General features: G+C 69.8%; 15 protein-coding genes (1 of these 15 running past the window's edge). 8 read left to right on the top strand and 7 right to left on the bottom strand.

Translation table 11 applies throughout. The annotated features are described in order from the left end of the window. Positions 1 to 33: 33 nt before the first annotated feature. The 4 genes from ACXJ1Y_RS08330 to ACXJ1Y_RS08315 all read right to left on the bottom strand — a co-directional run bounded on the left by ACXJ1Y_RS08330 (position 34) and on the right by ACXJ1Y_RS08315 (position 4,902). The gene (locus ACXJ1Y_RS08330; protein ID WP_463850068.1) at positions 34 to 1,380 is read right to left on the bottom strand and encodes an ATP-binding response regulator; all 1,347 of its coding nucleotides are present in this window, start codon (positions 1,378 to 1,380) and stop codon (positions 34 to 36) included. A gap of 11 nt (positions 1,381 to 1,391) precedes the next feature. After that, on the bottom strand, positions 1,392 to 2,561 hold the full coding sequence (locus ACXJ1Y_RS08325; RefSeq protein WP_463849583.1) for an FIST N-terminal domain-containing protein: 1,170 nt from the start codon (positions 2,559 to 2,561) through the stop codon (positions 1,392 to 1,394). 120 nt (positions 2,562 to 2,681) lie between these two features. Then, a complete protein-coding gene (locus ACXJ1Y_RS08320; RefSeq protein WP_463849582.1) occupies positions 2,682 to 3,683 on the bottom strand; it encodes a PQQ-dependent catabolism-associated beta-propeller protein in 1,002 nt (333 codons plus the stop codon). A gap of 1 nt (position 3,684) precedes the next feature. Beyond that, positions 3,685 to 4,902: an ABC transporter substrate-binding protein gene (locus ACXJ1Y_RS08315; protein WP_463849581.1), complete on the bottom strand. Its 1,218-nt coding sequence runs from the start codon at positions 4,900 to 4,902 to the stop codon at positions 3,685 to 3,687. Between the two features lie 230 nt (positions 4,903 to 5,132). Between ACXJ1Y_RS08315 and pedF the strand changes: the two genes are divergently transcribed. The 4 genes from pedF to ACXJ1Y_RS08295 all read left to right on the top strand — a co-directional run bounded on the left by pedF (position 5,133) and on the right by ACXJ1Y_RS08295 (position 9,349). Then, positions 5,133 to 5,558, top strand: a complete 426-nt coding sequence (pedF, locus tag ACXJ1Y_RS08310; RefSeq protein WP_463849580.1) for a cytochrome c-550 PedF — start codon at positions 5,133 to 5,135, stop codon at positions 5,556 to 5,558. A gap of 10 nt (positions 5,559 to 5,568) precedes the next feature. After that, positions 5,569 to 6,429 (top strand): substrate-binding periplasmic protein, encoded by an 861-nt coding sequence (locus ACXJ1Y_RS08305; protein WP_463849579.1) that lies wholly within the window; start codon positions 5,569 to 5,571, stop codon positions 6,427 to 6,429. A 222-nt stretch (positions 6,430 to 6,651) separates the two neighbouring features. Next, entirely contained in the window at positions 6,652 to 8,457 is a 1,806-nt protein-coding gene (locus tag ACXJ1Y_RS08300) for a PQQ-dependent methanol/ethanol family dehydrogenase (protein ID WP_463849578.1), read from the top strand. Positions 8,458 to 8,689: 232 nt separating this feature from the next. Continuing rightward, complete coding sequence (locus ACXJ1Y_RS08295) at positions 8,690 to 9,349, top strand: response regulator (protein ID WP_463850067.1); 660 nt, start codon at positions 8,690 to 8,692, stop codon at positions 9,347 to 9,349. Positions 9,350 to 9,482: 133 nt separating this feature from the next. Here ACXJ1Y_RS08295 and ACXJ1Y_RS08290 read toward each other — a convergent pair whose 3' ends face one another. Beyond that, on the bottom strand, positions 9,483 to 11,165 hold the full coding sequence (locus tag ACXJ1Y_RS08290) for a porin (RefSeq protein ID WP_463849577.1): 1,683 nt from the start codon (positions 11,163 to 11,165) through the stop codon (positions 9,483 to 9,485). A 544-nt stretch (positions 11,166 to 11,709) separates the two neighbouring features. Between ACXJ1Y_RS08290 and ACXJ1Y_RS08285 the strand changes: the two genes are divergently transcribed. Genes ACXJ1Y_RS08285 through ACXJ1Y_RS08275 form a run of 3 tightly spaced genes read left to right on the top strand, consistent with a single transcriptional unit; the run spans position 11,710 to position 15,517 of the window. Next, on the top strand, positions 11,710 to 13,800 hold the full coding sequence (locus ACXJ1Y_RS08285; protein WP_463849576.1) for a 4Fe-4S binding protein: 2,091 nt from the start codon (positions 11,710 to 11,712) through the stop codon (positions 13,798 to 13,800). Beyond that, positions 13,797 to 14,759, top strand: coding sequence for an FAD:protein FMN transferase (locus tag ACXJ1Y_RS08280; RefSeq protein ID WP_463849575.1), 963 nt, complete (start codon positions 13,797 to 13,799; stop codon positions 14,757 to 14,759). Before ACXJ1Y_RS08285 ends, ACXJ1Y_RS08280 begins: the two co-directional genes overlap by 4 nt. Further along, entirely contained in the window at positions 14,756 to 15,517 is a 762-nt protein-coding gene (locus tag ACXJ1Y_RS08275) for a DUF1194 domain-containing protein (protein ID WP_463849574.1), read from the top strand. The genes ACXJ1Y_RS08280 and ACXJ1Y_RS08275 overlap by 4 nt, the downstream gene beginning before the upstream one ends. A gap of 7 nt (positions 15,518 to 15,524) precedes the next feature. Here ACXJ1Y_RS08275 and ACXJ1Y_RS08270 read toward each other — a convergent pair whose 3' ends face one another. Beyond that, the gene (locus ACXJ1Y_RS08270) at positions 15,525 to 17,429 is read right to left on the bottom strand and encodes a TRAP transporter large permease (RefSeq protein ID WP_463849573.1); all 1,905 of its coding nucleotides are present in this window, start codon (positions 17,427 to 17,429) and stop codon (positions 15,525 to 15,527) included. Positions 17,430 to 17,523: 94 nt separating this feature from the next. Then, complete coding sequence (locus tag ACXJ1Y_RS08265; RefSeq protein WP_463849572.1) at positions 17,524 to 18,456, bottom strand: AEC family transporter; 933 nt, start codon at positions 18,454 to 18,456, stop codon at positions 17,524 to 17,526. Positions 18,457 to 18,707: 251 nt separating this feature from the next. On the opposite strand from ACXJ1Y_RS08265, the gene ACXJ1Y_RS08260 reads away from it, so the two are divergent. After that, positions 18,708 to 18,928, top strand: partial view of a Crp/Fnr family transcriptional regulator gene (locus tag ACXJ1Y_RS08260; protein ID WP_463849571.1) — the start only. It continues 517 nt past the right edge of the window; only the first 221 of its 738 coding nucleotides appear in the window; it begins with the start codon at positions 18,708 to 18,710; the stop codon falls past the right edge of the window.

Here is an 18,928-nt window from a genome sequence, read left to right as displayed (position 1 = left end):
ACCCTTCGTTCAAATTGTCCGCATCGGGCCGGATCAGGCCAGCAGGTAGGCCAGGAGCGCGCGCAACTGCGCCGGCTTCACCGGCTTCAGCATCAGCTCGGCCTGGGCCTCCGCGACGCGGCGGCCGACCTCGACACTGTAATCGGCGGTCGCGACGATGACCGGCGTCACCCAGCCCCGTGCCTCACGCAGGTGCTCGACCACGTCGAGGCCGGTGGCGCCGTCGGACAGGTGGTAATCGATGATCATCACGTCCGGTCGCCTCATCCCGGCGCGCAGGGAGTCGACCACGCCGGAGAGGGCGCGGTGGCTCTCCACCTCGGCGTCCCAGCCGCGCAGCAGCCGTTCCAGCGCCTCGGCGGTGGAGGCGTCGTTCTCGATCACGAGGACCCGCGCGCCGGTCAGGGTCGTGGCCACGGGCACCGGATGCGCGGGCGCGTCCGGCGCCGAGGGCGCGAGGGGGATCTCGACGCTCATCCGCGTGCCGCGCCCGACCCGGGAATGGAGCTGGATCGGGTGGCCCAGGGCCGAGGCCATGCGCTGGACGATGGAGAGGCCCAGCCCCAGCCCCGGCCCGCCGGCATCCTCGCCGTCGCCCGTGCCCCGGTAGAATTCCTCGAAGACGAGGTCGCGCTCCTCCTCCGGGATGCCCCGGCCGGAATCGACCACGTCGATGCGGCACAGGCCGCCCCGGCGGCGCACGCCGATCAGCACCCCGCCCGATTCCGTGTAGCGCACGGCGTTGGAGACGAGGTTCTGGAGGATCCGCTGCATCAGCGCCACGTCGGTGGCCACCACCACGTCGCAGGTGCGGGTGAGGAGGCGCAGGCCCTTGCGCTCGGCGAAGGGCCGGAAGCTCGCCTCGATATGCGCCACGAGGTCCGCGAGCCGCACCGGCTTGATCACCGGCCGCACGGCGCCCGCATCGAGCTTCGAGATGTCGATGAGGGCCTTGATCAGGTCCTCGATGGTCTGGAGACCGCGCTCCACCTGCCTCGCGACGGTCTGCGCCTCCGGGCCGGGCGCGAGGTCCGACAGCGCCGAGAGGGAGAGCCGGGCCGCGTTGAGCGGCTGGAGCAGGTCGTGGCTCGCGGCGGCGAGGAAGCGCGTCTTCGAGCGGTTGGCCGTCTCGGCCTCGTCCTTGGCCGCCTGGAGGGCCGAGTTCGAGGTCTCCAGGCTCTTCATCAGGGAGGTCAGTTCCTCCGTGCGCGAGCGGACGCGGCCTTCGAGCATGATCGCCGTCTGGAACAGGGCGTAGGCCCCGCCCTGCTGGTCCATGGTCCGCTCGACATGGGCCATGAGGGCGGCGTTGATGCGCTCCAGCTTCTCGATCCGGCGCGCCAGGGCCTCGCGGCTCTCGCCCTCCGCCTCCGCGACCATCGCCGTCCCGCTCACGCCGGATGGTTCCGGCCGATGGCGATGCCGGTGAAGGTCTGGTTCAGGTGCATCGAGCGGTACTGCTCGCCATAGGTCTCGAACCCGACCACGCCGTAGCGGCTGTAGAGGTCCGAGATGCGGTGGCGGCATTGCCGGCTCTCGGCGTCGAGGCGGCGCAGCACGCAATCGAAGCCGATCACGAGGTCGAGGCCGCCCAGGGTCTCGTCGAGGTCGGAGAGTTCCGCCCGCGTCGCCTCCACGATGTCGTGCGGCTGGGCCAGCGTCAGCACCGCGCCCTCGCTGATGGCGCAGAACAGGGTGAGCGACCCGTCCGGCTCCACCCGGCTGATCGACCGGCAATAATATTCACCCCCGACCTTCACCGCGAGGGGATAGGCGGCAAAGCTCATCGGCGTCAGGTGCTCGGGATCGAGCCCCACCGCCTTGGCGTATTCCCGCGCCGCCGGCTCGGCGTTCAGTTCGTGGACCCGCCGATGCTCCTCGGAGGCGGCGGTCACGACGAACTTGCGCTGGGTCGGGGCGAAGTTGTCGCTCTTGAAGATGCGGATCGGGAAATCCGTCTCCACGAGGATCAGCACCGCCGCGTTGGTGTGGATCGCCCCATCATGGATGAGCACCGTGCCGGCGAAGGCGAGGTCGTCCCCCGCCGAGCCGCCGACCAGGGGGATGCCGTCGAGGGCCCAGGCCACGGCGGAGACCACCGTCTCCTCCGCGTTGGAGAGCGCGTCGATGAGCGAGAGCGCGAACTGGCTGCCGGGCACCGGCTCGACCCGGATCTGGTCGAGCTGCCGGCGCAGGCTGCGCACGGCGGTCGCGGTGCGGGCGACGTCCAGGCAGTCGATCCGGGTGAGCACGTCGCTGACGATGCGGAAGCCCCGGCGGGGAAAGGCGATGGCGACGAGGCCCCGGTCGATGGCGCCGGCCGGGCTGATCCCGCCCGACGAGCTGCAGCCGAGCAGCGTCACGCCGGGGAAATGCGCGCCCACCGCCGCGACGAGATCCCGCGAGTCGTAGGCGGGCGAGAAGAAGACGAGCAGATGGCCGATCGGCTCACGGTCGAGGAGCGCGGCGACGGAGGCCACGGCCTCGCGCACGTCGGAGGCCTCGGTCCAGGCAGACTGGATCCCGCAGAGATGCGAACGCATCCGCGTTCCATCGATCACGGCGCCACTCCCGCTCGGGGCCGCTCTCGCCCGGCGGCCCTCGTGGGAGGAACTATATGTCCGCAACGGGGATTGTTGCAAACCGCATCATCCTTGCCGTTTCACCCCTTCGACACCCGCTCACTTGCCGGCGGCGGCCTCGCCGCGCGCGGGGGCGGGGCGGATGGCGGCCCCCCATGGGAAGCGCCCGACCTTCACGGTCTTGATCGCCTTGAGCGACGGCACGTCGATCACCGTCACGTCCCCCGAGACGCCGTTGGTGGTGACGAGCCTGTCCTGCTCCGGGGTGATCGCGATGTGCCAGACCCGCCGCCCGACGAGGATGTAGCTCTTCACCTCGAAGGTCCTGGCATCCACCACCGCCACCCGGTCGGAGGGGCCGAGCGCCACGAAGGCGAGGCGCCCGTCGTCGGTGAGGCTGATCCCCACCGGCTGGATCCGGTCGGAAGCGACCCCCTTGATCTCGAAGGAGATCGTCTTCTCCACCTTGCGGGTCGCCACGTCGATCACCGCGACGGTGCCGCCGATCTCGGAGGACACCCACAGGGTCTTGCCGTCCTTCGAGAATTCCGCGTGGCGCGGGCGCTGGTCCACCTGCGTCGCGTCGATGGCGGTCAGCGTCGCCACGTCGATCCAGTGGACCATGTTCGTGGTCTCGGAGGTCGTCACCGCGATCCTGCCGTCCGGGCTGACGGCCATGCCCTCGGGTTCGATGCCGACGTCGATCTGCGCCTTCACATGCTTGGAATCGACATCGACCACCGTCGTCGTGGCGTTGTTCTCGTTGGCGATGAACAGTGTGCGCCCATCGGGGGCGAGGGCGAATTGCTCCGGGTCCTCGCCGGAGGGCAGGTCGGCGAGGAGCTTGCCGCTGTCGGGGTCGATGACCTGCACGGAATCGGAATCGCTGGCGCAGACGAAGAGGCGCGTGCCGTCCTTCGAGAACACCACCCCGCGCGGGCGCCGGCCCACGGGGAAGGTGCGCGTTACCGCGTAGGTCCCGGTGTCGATCACCGAGACCGTGTTGTCGCGCTCGTTGGTCACGTAGATCTCGGCGGCCCGCGCGGGCACGGCACCGAGGAGGGCCATCAGGGCGGCGAGGGCGGGAAGACCGCGCGTCATGTCATCCTCCGAAGGCCTTGCAGGCGCTCTCGGGCCGGTCGAGACCCAGCGTGTCGAGTTCGGTGGCGCGGTGGAGGAAGCCCTCGACCGGCGCCGCGCCGACCACCGCCCCGGGCCAGAGCAGGTACAGGGGTTGGCGCAACTGCCCGTTCCAGGCGCGGAAGCTGAGCGCCCGCCCCTTGAAGCCGCCGACCTCGAAGGCGGGATCGAGCATCAGCTTGGCGATGGCGGCCGGATCGGCGGATTTGAGCTTCACCGCCGCCTCGCCCACCGCGTGGACGGCCATCCAGCCCGCCCAATCGACGGGGCCCATGGTTCGCCCGGCGAGCTTGCGGAACCGCTGCTGCAATTGTGCGGCGGCCCAAGCCTCCACCGCCCGGCCCCAGGCGGCGGGGGAGAGGCCCTGCGTGCCCACCACCGGGCGCGGGGATTCGGTGTTGTAGACGAGGTTCGTACCGAACTCGCCCGCCTCGTCGGCCACCGCGACCACGTCGTGCTCGGGCCCGCGCGTGGCGAGGGCGAATTCCCGGAGCGCGCTGTCGCGCAGATCCGCACCCCGCGCGTCGAACTTGGTCTCCGCGACGACCCGTGCCCCGAACTTCCGCGCGCTGCGCTTCAGGGAGTCCGCGTAGAGCCCGTCCGCCTTGTCCGGCCCGGAGACGAGGAGGATGCGTGTCCAGCGCTTGAACACCAGCAACTGGACGAGGGCGTCCGTCAGCATCGCCCGCGAGGGGATGACGTGCAGCACCCGCTTGCGGCACTCGGCATCGCGCAGGGCGGTGTCGGTGGCGCCGACATTGAGGAGCACGAGGTCCTTCGCCTCGGGGGCGTCGGCCAGGGCCAGAAGGTCGGCGGCGGGGGCGTTGACGACCACGAATCTCGGCCGGTCCTTGCCGGCGAGCAGTTCGGCCAGGGCGGCGCGGATGTCGCCGCCGGGCTCCACCACCCTGCTCGCCAGGGTGAGGGAGAGGCCGACGAAGCGCCCGGTGGCGTTCGAGTCGCGCAGGCCGAGTTCCGCGCCCTTCAGCCCCTCGTCGGCGGGAACCGGATCCTCGTTGTTCAGGGGGTTCGGCCGCTCGATCCGCCGTTCGAGATAGGCGACGCCCAAAGGGTCGGCCGCAAGCGCCGCCGACGTGGCAAGAAGGCCGGCCGCCAGGAACCCCACGCTCCAGCGCGCAAGTCTCCGTCCCCGGCCCCATGCCTCGGTCGCCGTCCGCATCCGGCTGTTCTCGTTTCCACCCGTCGGTTCGTTGTTGAATCCTGGCATAGAGCCGGCATTCGCCTGGGGAAATAGGACCAAGGTGTGGGCTCGACACGGTTTCCAGGCCCGGAAGACGGCCCTTGGACCAAAGCACAATGGGTTCATGTCCTCTGCCTTGATAGCCTTCCTTCAAACAGCCGCCCGAATGGACGGCGGATGACGGCCGATGGCCGCTACGGAGGGAAACGATGTCGAGAAGGCTTGCGCTCGCGGGCGGCATGCTGGCCGCGCTCCTGGTGTCGGGCGGCGCCGTCCTCGGTCACGGGGACGTGCAGCCCCAGCCGGTCAACACGGACGGCCTGCCCCCCCTCGGCGAGACGTGGCGCGACGAGAACCCCTATCGCGGCAACGAGCACGCGGTGAAGGTCGGCTCCTCCGCCTACAACCAGAATTGCGCCCGCTGCCACGGCCTGGAGGTGATCTCCGGCGGCCTCGCCCCCGATCTCCGCTACCTGGAGAAGGGCAAGGAGGGCGACGAGTGGTTCAAGGAGCGCGTCACCCACGGCGCGATCATCGACGGCATGACCAAGATGCCGGTCTTCGCGGGGGTGATCTCGCAGGAGGGGCTGTGGGCGATCCGCAGCTACATCGAAGCCCAGCACGTCGACAATTGAGCGCGGCAGGATGACCCCCTCGCTGCGACGGCGCTCCCTGCTCCTGGCCGCCTCCTGGCTGCTGGCGGCCGGCCCGGCCCTCTCCCGCCCCCTCGACGACGTGCGCACGGACGGGACGTTGCGGGTCGCGCTCTACGACGACAACGCCCCGTTCTCGGCCCGCAAGGACGGCAAGCCCACCGGCATCGAGGTGGACATCGCCCAGGCGCTGGCGGATGCACTGAAGCTGAAGCTCGACCTGCGCTTCGTGGATGCGGGCGAGAATTCCGACGGCGACCTGCGCCTCGCCCTGTGGCGCGGCGACCTCGCGGGCTCGGCCCTCTCGGACGTGATGCTGCACGTGCCGGCGGACCGCATCTTCGCCCAGCGCAACGAGCAGATCTTCACCACGCGCCCCTACCTGCAGCAGCGCCTCGCCCTGGCGTGGCGCAAGGGCGCGACGGAGGATTTCGAGACCCTCGGCGATGTCGGCGAGACGCCCATCGACGTGGAGGGCAACAGCGCCTCGGACGCGATGCTGCTCACCGCCAACGGCGGGCAGCTTCGCAAGAACCTGAAACACTTCAAGAGCTTCGAGGAGGCGGCGAAGGCCTTCCTCGCCGGGGACGCCCCGATCCTGGCCGGCACCCGCGCCGAGATCGAGGGGGCGCTCGCCGCCTCGGGCACGGCGAAGGAGGGGATCGGCCTCACGCAGGTGAAGCTCGCCGGGCCGATCAAGACGTCGTGGGACCTCTGCGGCGCGGTGAAAAGCGATTCGCGCGATCTCGGCTACGCCGTCGGCGATGCGATGACCGCGATGATCGACAACGGCACGATGAAGGCAATCTTCGGCAAGCACGGCGTGAGCTACGAGCCGCCCGCCGGCTACTGACCGGCGCCACCCCGGCCTGAAAGCTTCGACCCACCGCCGCGAGGCGGCGGGAAAACCGTATTCATTTCAGACCGAAGCCGCGCTCGGAATATTGGTTCTCAGATTAGACTTATGGCCAATAACCCGGCGCCGAGACTCATCTTACGCTGATCGTCGCGAAAGGCCGCACGTCAAAAGGGGTCCGAACCCCATCGGCCATCGGAATTCACCGGAGGAGATGTCATGAGAATGCGCACGCAGTTTCTCGCGGCGGTGGGGCTCGCCGCCCTCGCCGCCGGCGCGGCGAGCCTGTCGGCCTCGGCCAAGGAGCCGGAGAAGGCCGCCGCCGCCTCGGGTGGCGGGGTGAGCGAGCAGGATATCATCAACGACGCCAAGACCCCCGGCGACGTCGTCACCTACGGGCTCGGGCCGCAGGGCCAGCGCTTCAGCCCGCTCAAGGCCATCGACAAGGAGACCGTGAAGACCCTCGTCCCGGCGTGGTCGTTCTCCTTCGGCGGCGAGAAGCAGCGCGGCCAGGAGAGCCAGGCGCTGGTGAAGGACGGCACGCTCTACGTGACCGGCTCCTACTCGCGCCTCTACGCGATCGACTCCCGGACCGGCGAGAAGAAGTGGGAATACAATGCCCGCCTGCCGGAAGGCATCCTGCCCTGCTGTGACGTGGTGAACCGCGGCGCCGCCCTCTACAAGGACAACATCTATTTCGGCACCCTCGACGCCAAGCTGGTGGCGCTGAACGCCAAGACCGGCAAGGTCGCGTGGCGCAAGGACATCGACGACTTCAAGTCCGGCTACAGCTACACCGCCGCGCCGATGATCGTGAAGGGCAAGATCATCACAGGCGTGTCGGGCGGCGAGTTCGGCGTGGTCGGCCGCATCGAGGCCCGTGATGCCGAGACCGGCGAGATCGTGTGGAAGCGCCCCGTCATCGAGGGCCACATGGGCGAGCTGAACGGCAAGCCCTCCACCATGACGGGCAAGACCAACGAGACCTGGCCCGGCGACATGTGGAAGTTCGGCGGCGGCGCCACCTGGCTCGGCGGCACCTACGATCCCGAACTGAACATGATCTATGTCGGCACCGGCAACCCGGGCCCGTGGAACTCCTGGCTGCGGCCGGGCGACAACAAGTGGTCGGCCTCGCGCCTCGCCATCAACCCCGACAACGGCGAGATCGTGTGGGGCTTCCAGACCACGCCGCATGACGGCTGGGACTTCGACGGCGTGAACGAGTTCGTGCCGTTCGACATGCAGAAGGACGGCAAGACCGTGAAGGCCGGCGCCACCGCCGACCGGAACGGGTTCTTCTACGTCCTCGACCGGACCAACGGGAAGTTCATCTCGGCCACGCCCTTCGTGAACAAGATCAACTGGGCGAGCGGCATCGATAAGGACGGCCGCCCGATCTACAACCCGGAGAACCGGCCGGGCGACCCGAGCCAGGCGACCGGCGACGAGAAGAAGGGCAAGCCCGTCTTCGCCGTGCCGGGCTTCCTCGGCGGCAAGAACTGGAACCCGATCGGCTACAGCCCCGAGACCAAGCTGTTCTACATCCCCTCCAACGAATGGGGCATGGATATCTGGAACGAGCCGGTGAACTACAAGAAGGGCGCGGCCTATCTCGGCGCCGGCTTCACCATCAAGCCGACCTTCGAGGACCATATCGGCTCCCTCAAGGCCATCGACCCGGCCACCGGCAAGGTCGCCTGGGAATACAAGAACAAGGCCCCGCTCTGGGCCGGCATTCTCACCACGGGTGGCGGGCTGGTCTTCACCGGCACCCCCGAAGGCTTCCTGAAGGCGTTCGACGCCAAGACCGGCGAGGAACTGTGGAAGTTCCAGGTCGGCACGGGCGTCGTGTCCTCCCCGATCACCTGGGAGCAGGATGGCGAGCAGTGGGTCGGCGTCACCGCCGGCTGGGGCGGCGCGGTGCCGCTCTGGGGCGGCGAAGTCGCCAAGACCACGGCCGGCATCAACCAGGGCGGCAGCTTCTGGGCGTTCAAGCTGCCGAAGAAGGTCGCGTCGCGGTAAGACGACGCCAGCGGCGGGACCGCTCCCCGGTCCCGTCCGACTCAGCGCCCCGGCCGGCTCTCACGCCGGCCGGGGACGAGATCCGACGACCTCCACCCCCGGCATGATCGCGACGAGACCCATGCTGACGCCCTCGCCGGAAGCCGATACGCCTGCCGCTTCTGTCCGCGCCGCGACCGGCGCTATGGTTCTCGCCTCCCAGGGCGAGGGGGCGCAGAATGGGGTGGCTGGGATGCAGTTGCTGATCGTCGATGACCATCCGCTCTTCCGCGAGGCGCTGGCCAGCGCCATCACCCTCGCCTTTCCCGATGCCGCCCTGCACGAGGCCGACGGGATCCGCGGCGCCTGCGAGGTGCTGGGCCGCGAGACCGGCATCGACCTGATCCTCCTCGACCTCTCGATGCAGGGCGTCTCCGGTTTCGACGGCCTCGTGACGATCCGCGCCCGCTTCCCCCGCGTGCCCGTGCTGATCGTCTCCGGCATCGAGGACCCGCGCATCATGCGCGAGGCGCTGCAGCGCGGGGCCTCCGGCTTCGTGCCCAAGGCGGTCGACAAGGCGACCCTGACGCGGGCCATCTCCGAGGTGATGAACGGCGCGCTGTTCACGCCCCCCGACCTCGCGGTGGCGCCTGAACCGGCGGCGAACCGCAAGTCGCCCCTCGCCGAACGCATCGCCCGGCTGACGCCGCAGCAGATGCGGGTGCTGATGATGATCCGCCAGGGCAAGCTGAACAAGCAGATCGCCCACGAATTGCAGGTCGGCGATTCCACTGTGAAGGCGCATGTCTCCGAGATCCTGCGCAAGCTCGAAGTGATCAGCCGGACGCAGATCGTGATCGAGACCGCCTATCTCGACTTCGACAAGAGCCAGAACGGCTTCCCCGCCGCCTGACCCCCGGAACGCAAAAGGGACATTTCCTGTGATCCTGGGATCGCGGGAAATGTCCCAGTCGGTCTCGTCGCAAGGAAAGGCCGGCTGTGCCGCGCCCTCCGGCGGATGAGCCGGAGGGCGCGGCGGTTCGCGATCAGAAGTCGCGCTGCACGCGGAAGCGCGCCTGGAACACGTCGGTGCTGGAGACCGTCTTCACGGCGTTCGCGGGATTGTTCACGTAGGCCGCGCTGTAGTTGAACTTCTGGGTGTCGAGCACCCGGCCGCTCTTCACGCCGTACTGGGCGTACAGACCCTCGACGCCGATATCGAGGTCCTTGACCGGCGACCAGATCAGGTTCGCGCCGGCATAGACCGAGTAGGTGTCCCGCAGGACGCCGTTAAGGGAGTAATACCGCGTGCCCGGAACGCCGACGCCGGCGCCGGAGATGACGGTGCTGCCGGCATTGGTGCCGCCGGCGGCGGGAACGAAGCCGTAATAGGCCCCCTGGGCGGCGCGGGCGCCGGCACCGAAGGTGTTCTCGCCGTAGGAGGCGAACACCGCCGAACGCCATTCCGGCGTCCAGTAGTGCAGGTACGAGCCCACCACCGAGAAGCTCTTCGACAGCTGCAGCTGGTTGGTGAACGGGTTGATCGTCGCGTCGGCGAAGTACTGGTTGAACGACGCGCCCTGGATCGAGGTCGCGTTGCTCACATAGCCGCCCGGATAGGACGAGTTGCCGGTGTAGGACTGAGCGCCCTCGGCATAGGCGCCCTGGAGGTAGAAGACGTCGCCCGGCGCGATGAACGGGGCGTTGATCTTCAGGCCGCCCTGCACGGCCCAGCCGTACTCGCTCTTGGTGCGCTGGGCGCTGGCGGTCGTCGCGGTGAGGGGGGTGCCGGCGCTGTTGAAGCCGAGGAAGCCGCCCTGCGGGATGACGTTGCCGGTGTTCAGCTCGTGGACGGCACCGGAGACCTGGGCCGAACCCCAGGGCTGGTCGAAGCGCAGCACGCCGACGAAGTCGGGCATGCGGTTGCGCTGGATGCCGTCGGTGAAGCCGAAGCCCACCGGATGGCCGGCGGCGTTGACGCCGAGGACGACCGGGATCAGCGAGTTCGACTGGCCGAAGATCTGCGTCGACGTGTTGCCGACGGACGCGCCCGCAGCCGCAGTCGGCGAGTAGATCGGGGTGCGGCGGAAGCTCGGGTCTTCGACCGAGAGCGTCGCGGAGAAGCCGTTGCCGGCCGTGGCGGTGTAGGCGAGCAGGTTCGTGGAGGACACGTCCGAGCCCGACGTCGCGCCGACATACTCGAAGTCGTGGGCGTAGAAGTCGAAGAAGGAGGACGCGCGACCGGCGGTCAGGCCGGCGAACTGCACGAAGGCCTTGTCGGTGTTGAAGTACTGCTCGACGCGGCCGTACTGGTCGATGCCGGTGCCGGGGAAGGCGTTAGCGCCACGGATCTGCGTGCCGGAATGCAGGGTCGGGATGCCGGTGCGGCTGGCGGCCTCGATGCGGAGGAAGGCGCGCAGGGTGCCGTAACCGGTCTGGGTGCGGGCATCGAGGTTGATGCGGGCAAGACCACGGTAGCCGCTGTAGTCACCGTTGCCCTGGTTCCGGCTGAGGGGGGCCTGGTAGCCGTATTCGAAGCGGGCGCGGCCCGAGAGGCGCAGGCAGGTGTCGGTGCCGGGGATGTAGAAGAAGCCGGCGCCGTAAGCCGAGCAGACGCGCACGAACTCGATCGGTGCCGCCTTCTTCACCGGCAGGTCGGCGGCCTGGGCGGCGCCGACAGAGGCCAAGGCTGCGGCCGAGCCGAGCAGCCAAGTCTTCAGATGACTCATCACTTTCTCCAATTTTTCGGCCGCTGAAGTCTTCGAATTCCGCTGTTGGTCCCGGAATGCGAAGAACTCATTCGGTCACGACCATGGCTGCCAAAGGCATCGACGCCTGTGCTCCTTCACGAGCGGCGCCATGCGAATGCGGTCGCCGGCCTGCCTCCGTGTTCGGAACTCCGAACGTCCGGCACGCATCCGACGTCAGAGAGCTAAGCGCACCGACATCCGATTCTAAAACTAAAATCCCGGCCCATCAGCGTGAAAAAGCCAGTTGTTGCAAAATTAAAACATGCAAATACAGATCATTAGTTGGATGATCTACGCAAAAACAACCTTCGATTGTTTCACGACCCCTGATGCGCAAGTTTCGGCCGCGTGGCGAGGCCCAAGACCGGATCGGCCGCTCTGGCCTTTGGTCCAATATCGGGGCGAGGCGCGCGCGCCCTATCGTGGCGGCAACGATCGAGGAAACGCGGGGGGCGGCGCGGCGCCGTCCCGGAGACGGCAGCGGATGCGAGTGTCCGGCGTTCGGCGCACCGGATGGATAGCCATGCTCGTGGCGATCCTCGTCGTCGCGCGCCTCTGCGGCGTCGCCTCGGCCGGCGAACTCGACCGCACGGGGATCGCCCGCCATTTCCCGCCGCCGCTGGTGGTCGGCGAGAAGGACGACACGCTCCCGGTCTGGCCGATCCTCAAGCAGCAGGCGGGCTCCTACGAGGTCTTCGCCTACGCCTTCGAATCCGTCGATTTCGCGCCGATCCCCGGCTTCGGCGGCACGCCCCCGGACCTGCTGATCGCCCTCGCCCCGGACGGCACCTTTCGCGACGTGGCGGTGCTCTCGCACAAGGAGCCGGTCTTCCTCGAAGGGCTCGGCTCGGAGCCGCTCTTCGCCTTCGTGGAGCAATATGTCGGCCTGTCCGCCCGCCAGCCGATCCGCGTCGGGCGGCCGAACGCCCGGGGCTCCGGCGCCGCGCCGCAGAGCACGGTGGACGGCATCGCCATGGCGACGGCCTCGACCCGGACGATCAACCAATCCATCCTCGCCTCCGCCCTGGCGGTGGCGCGGGGCAAGCTCGGCTTCGGTGCGGCCAATGTCGGCCTGAGCGTCGAGGCGAAACCCGATCTGTTCGAGCCCCTGACCCTCGACGCGCTCCTGGCGCGGGGCCTCGTGACGCGGCTGACGCTCACGCGGGCGCAGGCCAGCCAGGCCTTCCGGGGCACGGGCGTCGAGGAGGCGGGGGAGGGCGCGCCGGAGGACGTGATCACCGACCTCTATGCAGCCTTGCTCGACGTGCCGACGATCGGCCGCAACCTCCTCGGGCCCGCCCGGTTCGAGGCGCTGATGCGCGAACTCGGCCCCGGCAACCACGCGGTGATGGTGCTGAACGCCGGCCCGGCCGACGCCGCCGAGAACCCGCTGGGCGAGACCTTCGTCCTCGGCGCGGTGCCGGAGCGGCTGACGGTCTCGCAGGGGGGCCTCGTGGTCAACGCCCGCGACATGGCGGTGGAACGGCGCGGCGCCGGCCTCGACCGGGGCTTGCCGGCCGGCGACTGGACGATCCTGCGGATCGACGCCGCCGCCGGGTTCGATCCGTCCACGCCCTTCACCGTCACCGAGAAGATCGTGCGCGAACGCGGGCAGATCCTCTCCGAGAAAATCGCCCGCGACTTCAGCGTGGAGACCAAGCTGCCCGCCGACCTGTTCCTGCGCGTCGCCGCGCAGGACGGGCCGGACTGGACGGAATCCTGGCGCGCCCGCGTCCCCACCCTGGTCGGCCTCGGCGCGATGCTGGCGCTCCTCGTGCCGGTCCTGGCGCGGCAGAAGGCGCTGGTGGCCGATGCGAGGCGCTTCCCCGCCTTCCGCCTCGCGTTCCTCGCGGTCACGGTGGGCTTCGTGGGCTACGCGGCGCAGGCGCAGCTCTCCATCGTCACCCTGATGGGGCTGGTGCGGGCCGCGCTCCGCACCCACGATTTCGCCTTCCTGCTCTACGATCCGCCCTCGCTGGTGCTCTGGGCCTTCGTGCTGGCGAGCCTCGTCCTGTGGGGCCGGGGCACCTTCTGCGGCTGGCTCTGCCCGTTCGGGGCGATGCAGGAACTCGCCGCGTGGATGGCGCGGCCCCTGAAGGTCCGCCAACTCACCGTGCCGCCGCGCCTCGACCGGCATTTGCGCAAGGTGAAATACGTCGTGCTCGCCGGCCTCCTCGCCGCGACCGCCCTGAACTCGCCCGCCGCCGACGCCATGGCCGAGGTCGAGCCGTTCAAGACGGCGATCACCCTGTCCTTCCTGCGAAGCTGGCCCTTCGTGGCCTACGCGGTCGGGCTGCTGGCATTCAACCTGTTCGTCTACAAGGGCTTCTGCCGCTATCTCTGCCCGCTGGGCGCGGGGCTCGCGGTGGTGGGGCGCCTGCGGATCCTGGACTGGATCCCCCGCCGCGCGGAATGCGGCACGCCCTGCCAGCTCTGCAAGGTCCGCTGCCGCTACGGCGCCATCGCCCAGGACGGGCGGATCGACTATCCCGAGTGCTTCCAGTGCATGGATTGCGTGACGATCATCCACGATCCCGGGCAGTGCGTGCCGCAGGTGGTGGCCCGCCGCCACGCCAAGCGGATCGTCCCGCGCCCGGTGGCGGTGGTCCGGTGAGCGCCCGCCTCACACGCCGCCGGGCCGTGCTCGGGGCCTGCGGCCTCGCCGCCGCCGGAATCGCGGGGTTCCGTGCCCATGCCGCCGCGCGGGGGCTCGCCGCGCGCAGCCGCGCCGGGCTCGCCTTCGGCACCACCATCTCCCTCACCGCCGCCGGCCCCGATCCGGACGCGCTGGACGCGGCCCTCACGGAGGGCATCGCCGCGATGCGCGCGGTGGAGCACGAGGCGAGCCTGTTCCGGCCGGACAGCGCCCTGTCCCGCCTCAACCGTGAGGGCCGGCTCGACGCGCCGCCCCATCATCTCGCGACGATGCTCGGCTTCGCCCTGACGCTCGCCGAGACGACCGGCGGTGCCTTCGATCCCACCGTGCAGCCGCTCTGGCCGCTCTGGTCGCGGGCGGCGGAGGGGGGAGGGCGGCCCGACCCGGGGGCCCTGCGCCACTGCCTCGCGCGGGTCGGGTGGCGGCGGGTGAACCTGGCGCCGGAGGCGATCGTGCTGGAGACGGGCACCGGAGTGACGCTCAACGCCGTGGTGCAGGGCTACGCGGCCGATGTCGTGATGGCGGCGCTGCGCGCGCGGGGCGTCGCGGATGCCTTCGTCGATACGGGCGAGTTCGGCGCCGTGGGGACGCATGCGGACGGTTCGCCCTGGCGCCTCGGCCTCGCCGACCCGCGCCGGAAGGGCGAGGTCGCGGCGGTGATCGCGCCGTTCACCGGCTTCGCGGCGACCTCGGGCGATTACAACATGGCCTTCTCGGCCGATTTCAGGGACCACCACATCTTCGATCCCGCCACCGGCTTCTCGCCGCGCGGCCTCGCCTCGGTCACGGTGACGGCGCCGACGGGGCTGTTGGCGGACGGGTTGTCGACCGCCTGCATGGTGCTCGGGCGGGAGCGCGGACGCGCCCTCGTCGCGGGGCATCCCGGCTGCACCGTGCGCATGACGGAGAAGACATGAGCCGGCGGATCGCCTGCGCGGCCCTCGCCGCCCTCCTCGTAGGGGCCGCCCCGGCGCGGGCGGCCGAGTCCGTCGCCACCGCGCTCATCGTCTCGGTGGACGTGTCGCAATCGGTGGACGATGCCCGCTTCACGCTGCAGATGGAGGGCATCGCCGAGGCGCTGGAGGATCCGGGCGTTCTGGCGGCGATCACCGGCAATGCCGGCGGCATCCTCTTCGCCATGGTAACGTGGGCCGACCGGGCGGGGATGCCGGTGCCGTGGCGGCGCATCACCAACAAGGAGGAAGCCGCCGCCGCCGCGGCGGCGGTACGCGCGACGCCCCGTCAGGCGGGGGAGTTCACCTGCATCGGGCAGATGTTCCGTACCGTGGCGGGCAGCGTCATCCCGGCCATGCCGATACCGGCCGACCGGATCGTCGTGGACGTGTCCGGGGACGGGATCGACAATTGCACCGACCCCGACGCGATGGAAGCCGAGCGCAGGGACGTCCTGGCGCTCGGCGCGACGATCAACGGGCTGCCGATCCTCGTGCCGGGGGAGAACGACGTGGTCGGCGCGGGCGCCTACCGGGCCCCCGGCTACGGCCTGCGCCCGACCCCGCTACCGCAGGACCGGACGAGCCTCGAACAATGGTACCGTGCCCATGTGGTCGGCGGGCCGACCTCGTTCCTCCTGGCGGCGGCGGGCTACGGCGATTTCTCGCGCGCCATGCGGCGCAAGTTCGTGATCGAGATCAGCGCGCTGGAGGCCCCCTGAGGGAGCCTCACAGGAACCCGATGGAGAACCACGGCACGAGGATCACCGCGAGCAGGCCCGCCAGCAGCGCCAGAATGTAGCCGACGATGGGCCGCATCCCCGCGTCCGGGTGGATCCGGCTGATCGCGCAGGCGGCGTAGTAGCCGACCCCGAAGGGCGGCGCGAACAGCCCGACGCCCATCGCGAGGATCACCACCATCGCGTAATGCACCTCGTGCACCCCCACCGACCGGGCGATGGGGAACAGCAGAGGCCCGAACAGCACCACCGCCGGGATGCCTTCCAGCACCGAGCCCAGGATGATGAACGCGACCGCCGAGACCAGGAGGAAGCCGAGCGGGCCGCCCGGCAGGCTCTTCATCGCCACCGCCAGCGTCTGCGAGAAGCCCGATTGCGTCAGCGCCCAGGCCATGCCGGTGGCCGCGCCGATGATGAGCAGGATCGCCCCCGACAGGGCCGCCGTCGTCACCAGCATCGGATACAGGCGGCTCCACGAGAACTGCCGGTAGATCAGGAGCCCCGCCAGCGCCGCGTAGACGATGCCGATGGTCGAGACTTCGGTCGCCGTGGCGATGCCCTCCACCACCGCGAAGCGGATCACGAAGGGCAGGGCGAGCGCCGGCAGCGCCACGAGGAACGAGCGCCCGATCACCGCACCCGAGGGCCGGGCGACATGGCTCAGATCCTCCCCCCGGTAGCGCCACCAGACCAGCGCGCACAGCGTCACCGCCAGCACCACGCCGGGCATCAGCCCGCCCGTGAACAGGGCGGTGATCGAGACGCCCGTCACCGAGCCGATGGTGATCAGCACGATGGAGGGCGGGATCGTCTCGGTCTGCGCGCCGGTCGCGGCCAGGAGCGCCACGAGGTCGCCCTCCTTGGCGCCGCGCGCCTTCATCTCCGGGAACAGCACGGGGGCGACGGCGGCCATGTCGGCGGCCTTCGAGCCGGAGATGCCGGAGACGAGGTACATCGCCCCCACCAGCACGAAGTGCAGGCCGCCGCGCACGTGCCCGAGCAGGCTCGCCAGGAAGCCGACCATCGCCTTGGCCATGCCGGTCATCTCGATCAGCAGCCCGAGGAACACGAACAGCGGCACGGCGAGCAGGATGAGATGGCTCATGCCCTCGTCCATCCGCCCGACTACCACCATGGACGGGGCGTTGGTGGTCAGCGTCACATAGGCGAAGGTCGAGAGGCCGAAGGCGAAGGCGATGGGCACGCCGGAGAAGACCAGCGCGCCGACGCCGAGCACGAAGAACAGCAGCAGGTTGAGGTTGCCGAGGTCCATCAGGAACGGCTGCGCGGCCACCAGCGCCCCGGCCAGGACGGCGCCCGTGGCGAGGGCCGCCAACGTCACCTTCCAGTCGGCGGTCTCGGCGAGGCGGATCAGGGCGATGAGGAGCATCAGCCCGAAGCCGACGGGCAGGGCGGCGGCCCGCCACGCGTTGTTGAGTTCCAGCGCCGGCGTCTGGACGAAGACCTCCTCGCTGGCGAACTCATAGGCCGGGTGCAGGACGAGGCTGACGAAGACGAGGCCCGCGACGAGGGCGAGGGTTTCGAGGAAGGCGCGGGTGCGCGGCCCGGCCATGGCGACCAGCGCCGTCATGCGCATGTGCTCGGCCCTGCGGAAGGCGACGACGGCGCCGAGCATGGCGAGCCACAGGAACAGGATGCCGGCGAGTTCGTCGGACCAGATCAGCGGCTCGTGGAAGACGTAGCGGCTGACGACGCCCGAGAGCAGCACGCCGATCTCGGCGAGCACGAGGAGGGCGGCGGGAATCTCGACGAGCCAGCCAATGGCAGTGTCGAGGCTCTTCAGCCAGCCCCGGGCCCGCAGGGGCGGGCCGTCCAGGCCGATCCCATGACCGCCCGCGCCCGCAGCTTCCACCGCCGCGATATCCATCGCCATCCTCCCAATGCCCTGTGCGGGGCCGGAGCCGGGTTGTCCCGGTCTCCGTACGAACACATCCCATACTTGCGCCGGCCCGGCCAGTGAACCGGCCTCAGCCGAGCCACGCCACCAGGGCCGACACGGTGAAGACCGAAACGAGGTGCGAGACGAGGATCGCTCCCGAGGTGACGCCCGCCTGCAGCCCGTAGAGCTTGGCGAGGGTGAAGGGCCCGGAGCCGATGGGCAGGGCGCTGAGCAGCACCGCCGCCCGGGCCCAGAGGGGCGGCACGGGGAACACGTAATAGACGAGGAGGGCCGTCAGCGCTGGATGCACGACGAGCTTCAGCCCGACGAGGAGCCAGATCAGCCTGCGGTCGCCCGCCACGCCGCTCTCCTGCGCCAGGAACAGGCCGATGCAGATCAGCGCGCAGGGCGAGGCCGCGCCGCCGAGGAGCTTGGCGGAGGTGTCGAGGGGCAGGGGCAAGGCCAAGCCGGTCAGCCCCACCGCGAGCCCGGCGATGGGCGCGAGGAAGAGCGGGTTGCGCAGCAGCGAGAGCAGCACCCGCTTGACGGTGCTCCCCCGGTCGACGCCCCGCCGCAGGTCGAACTCCACCATGACGATGGCGGTGAGGAACAGGACGCAGGCGGTGAACAGGGTGGCGATCACCGCCGCCGGCAGCCCCTCCGGCCCGAAGACCAGCAGGCAGAGCGGAATGCCCATGAAGCCGACATTGCTGTAGCCCGCATCCAGCCCCTCGATGCTGGCATCGGCGACGGAGCTGCCCCGCCGCCGCCCGAGCCCGTAGGCGAGGAGGAATGTCGCCGCGATGCCGAGGGCGAAGGCCGCCGAGAAGCCGAACTGCCCGATCTCGGCCGGGGTGATCCGCGCCATGGTGGTGAAGATCAGCGCCGGCAGGGCGAGGTAGATGGCGAAGCGGTTGATGTTGTCGGTCGCCTCGCGGGTGAACACGCCGAAGCGCCCGCACAGGAAGCCGATCAGGATCAGCGCGAAGATCGGCAGCGCCGCGTTCAGGACCGCCTGCATGCCTTGTCCGGGGAGGAAGGAGGAGCCCCGACCCCTACACGACCCTCCCGCCCCCGGAAACCGTGAGGCGCGGATCTGTCAGGCTTCGGCCCTTCTTACTAGGGGATCTGGAAACCGCGCGGCGGCCAATCGCCTCTCGCGCGCGCAAAGTAGAATCGTTCAAAATCCGGCCGCGCAGGACTGATCTACTTGAGTGCGGCGTTCCGCGAATCCTGTAGGCCGGGTTTGAAATCCGGGCGCAATAGGGTTCGATGCACGATCCTCTAGCGGGAAAACTTTCACGCTATGTACCGCTTTCGGTGGCCGACCGGATGTGGTTGGCGGAGGCGCTCGGCCCCGCCCGGAGCATCGCGGCCCGCGCCGACATCATCGGCGAGGGCGACGACCCGCATGCGGTCAACGTCATCCTGGAAGGCTGGGCCTGCCGCTCGCGGCAATTGGCCGACGGCCGCCGCCAGATCGTCTCGCTGCT

This window comes from Methylobacterium sp. TK26 (assembly GCF_055361565.1).
The sequence above is the reverse complement of the archived record's forward strand: the minus strand, read 5'-3'. Positions and strand labels throughout refer to the sequence as shown.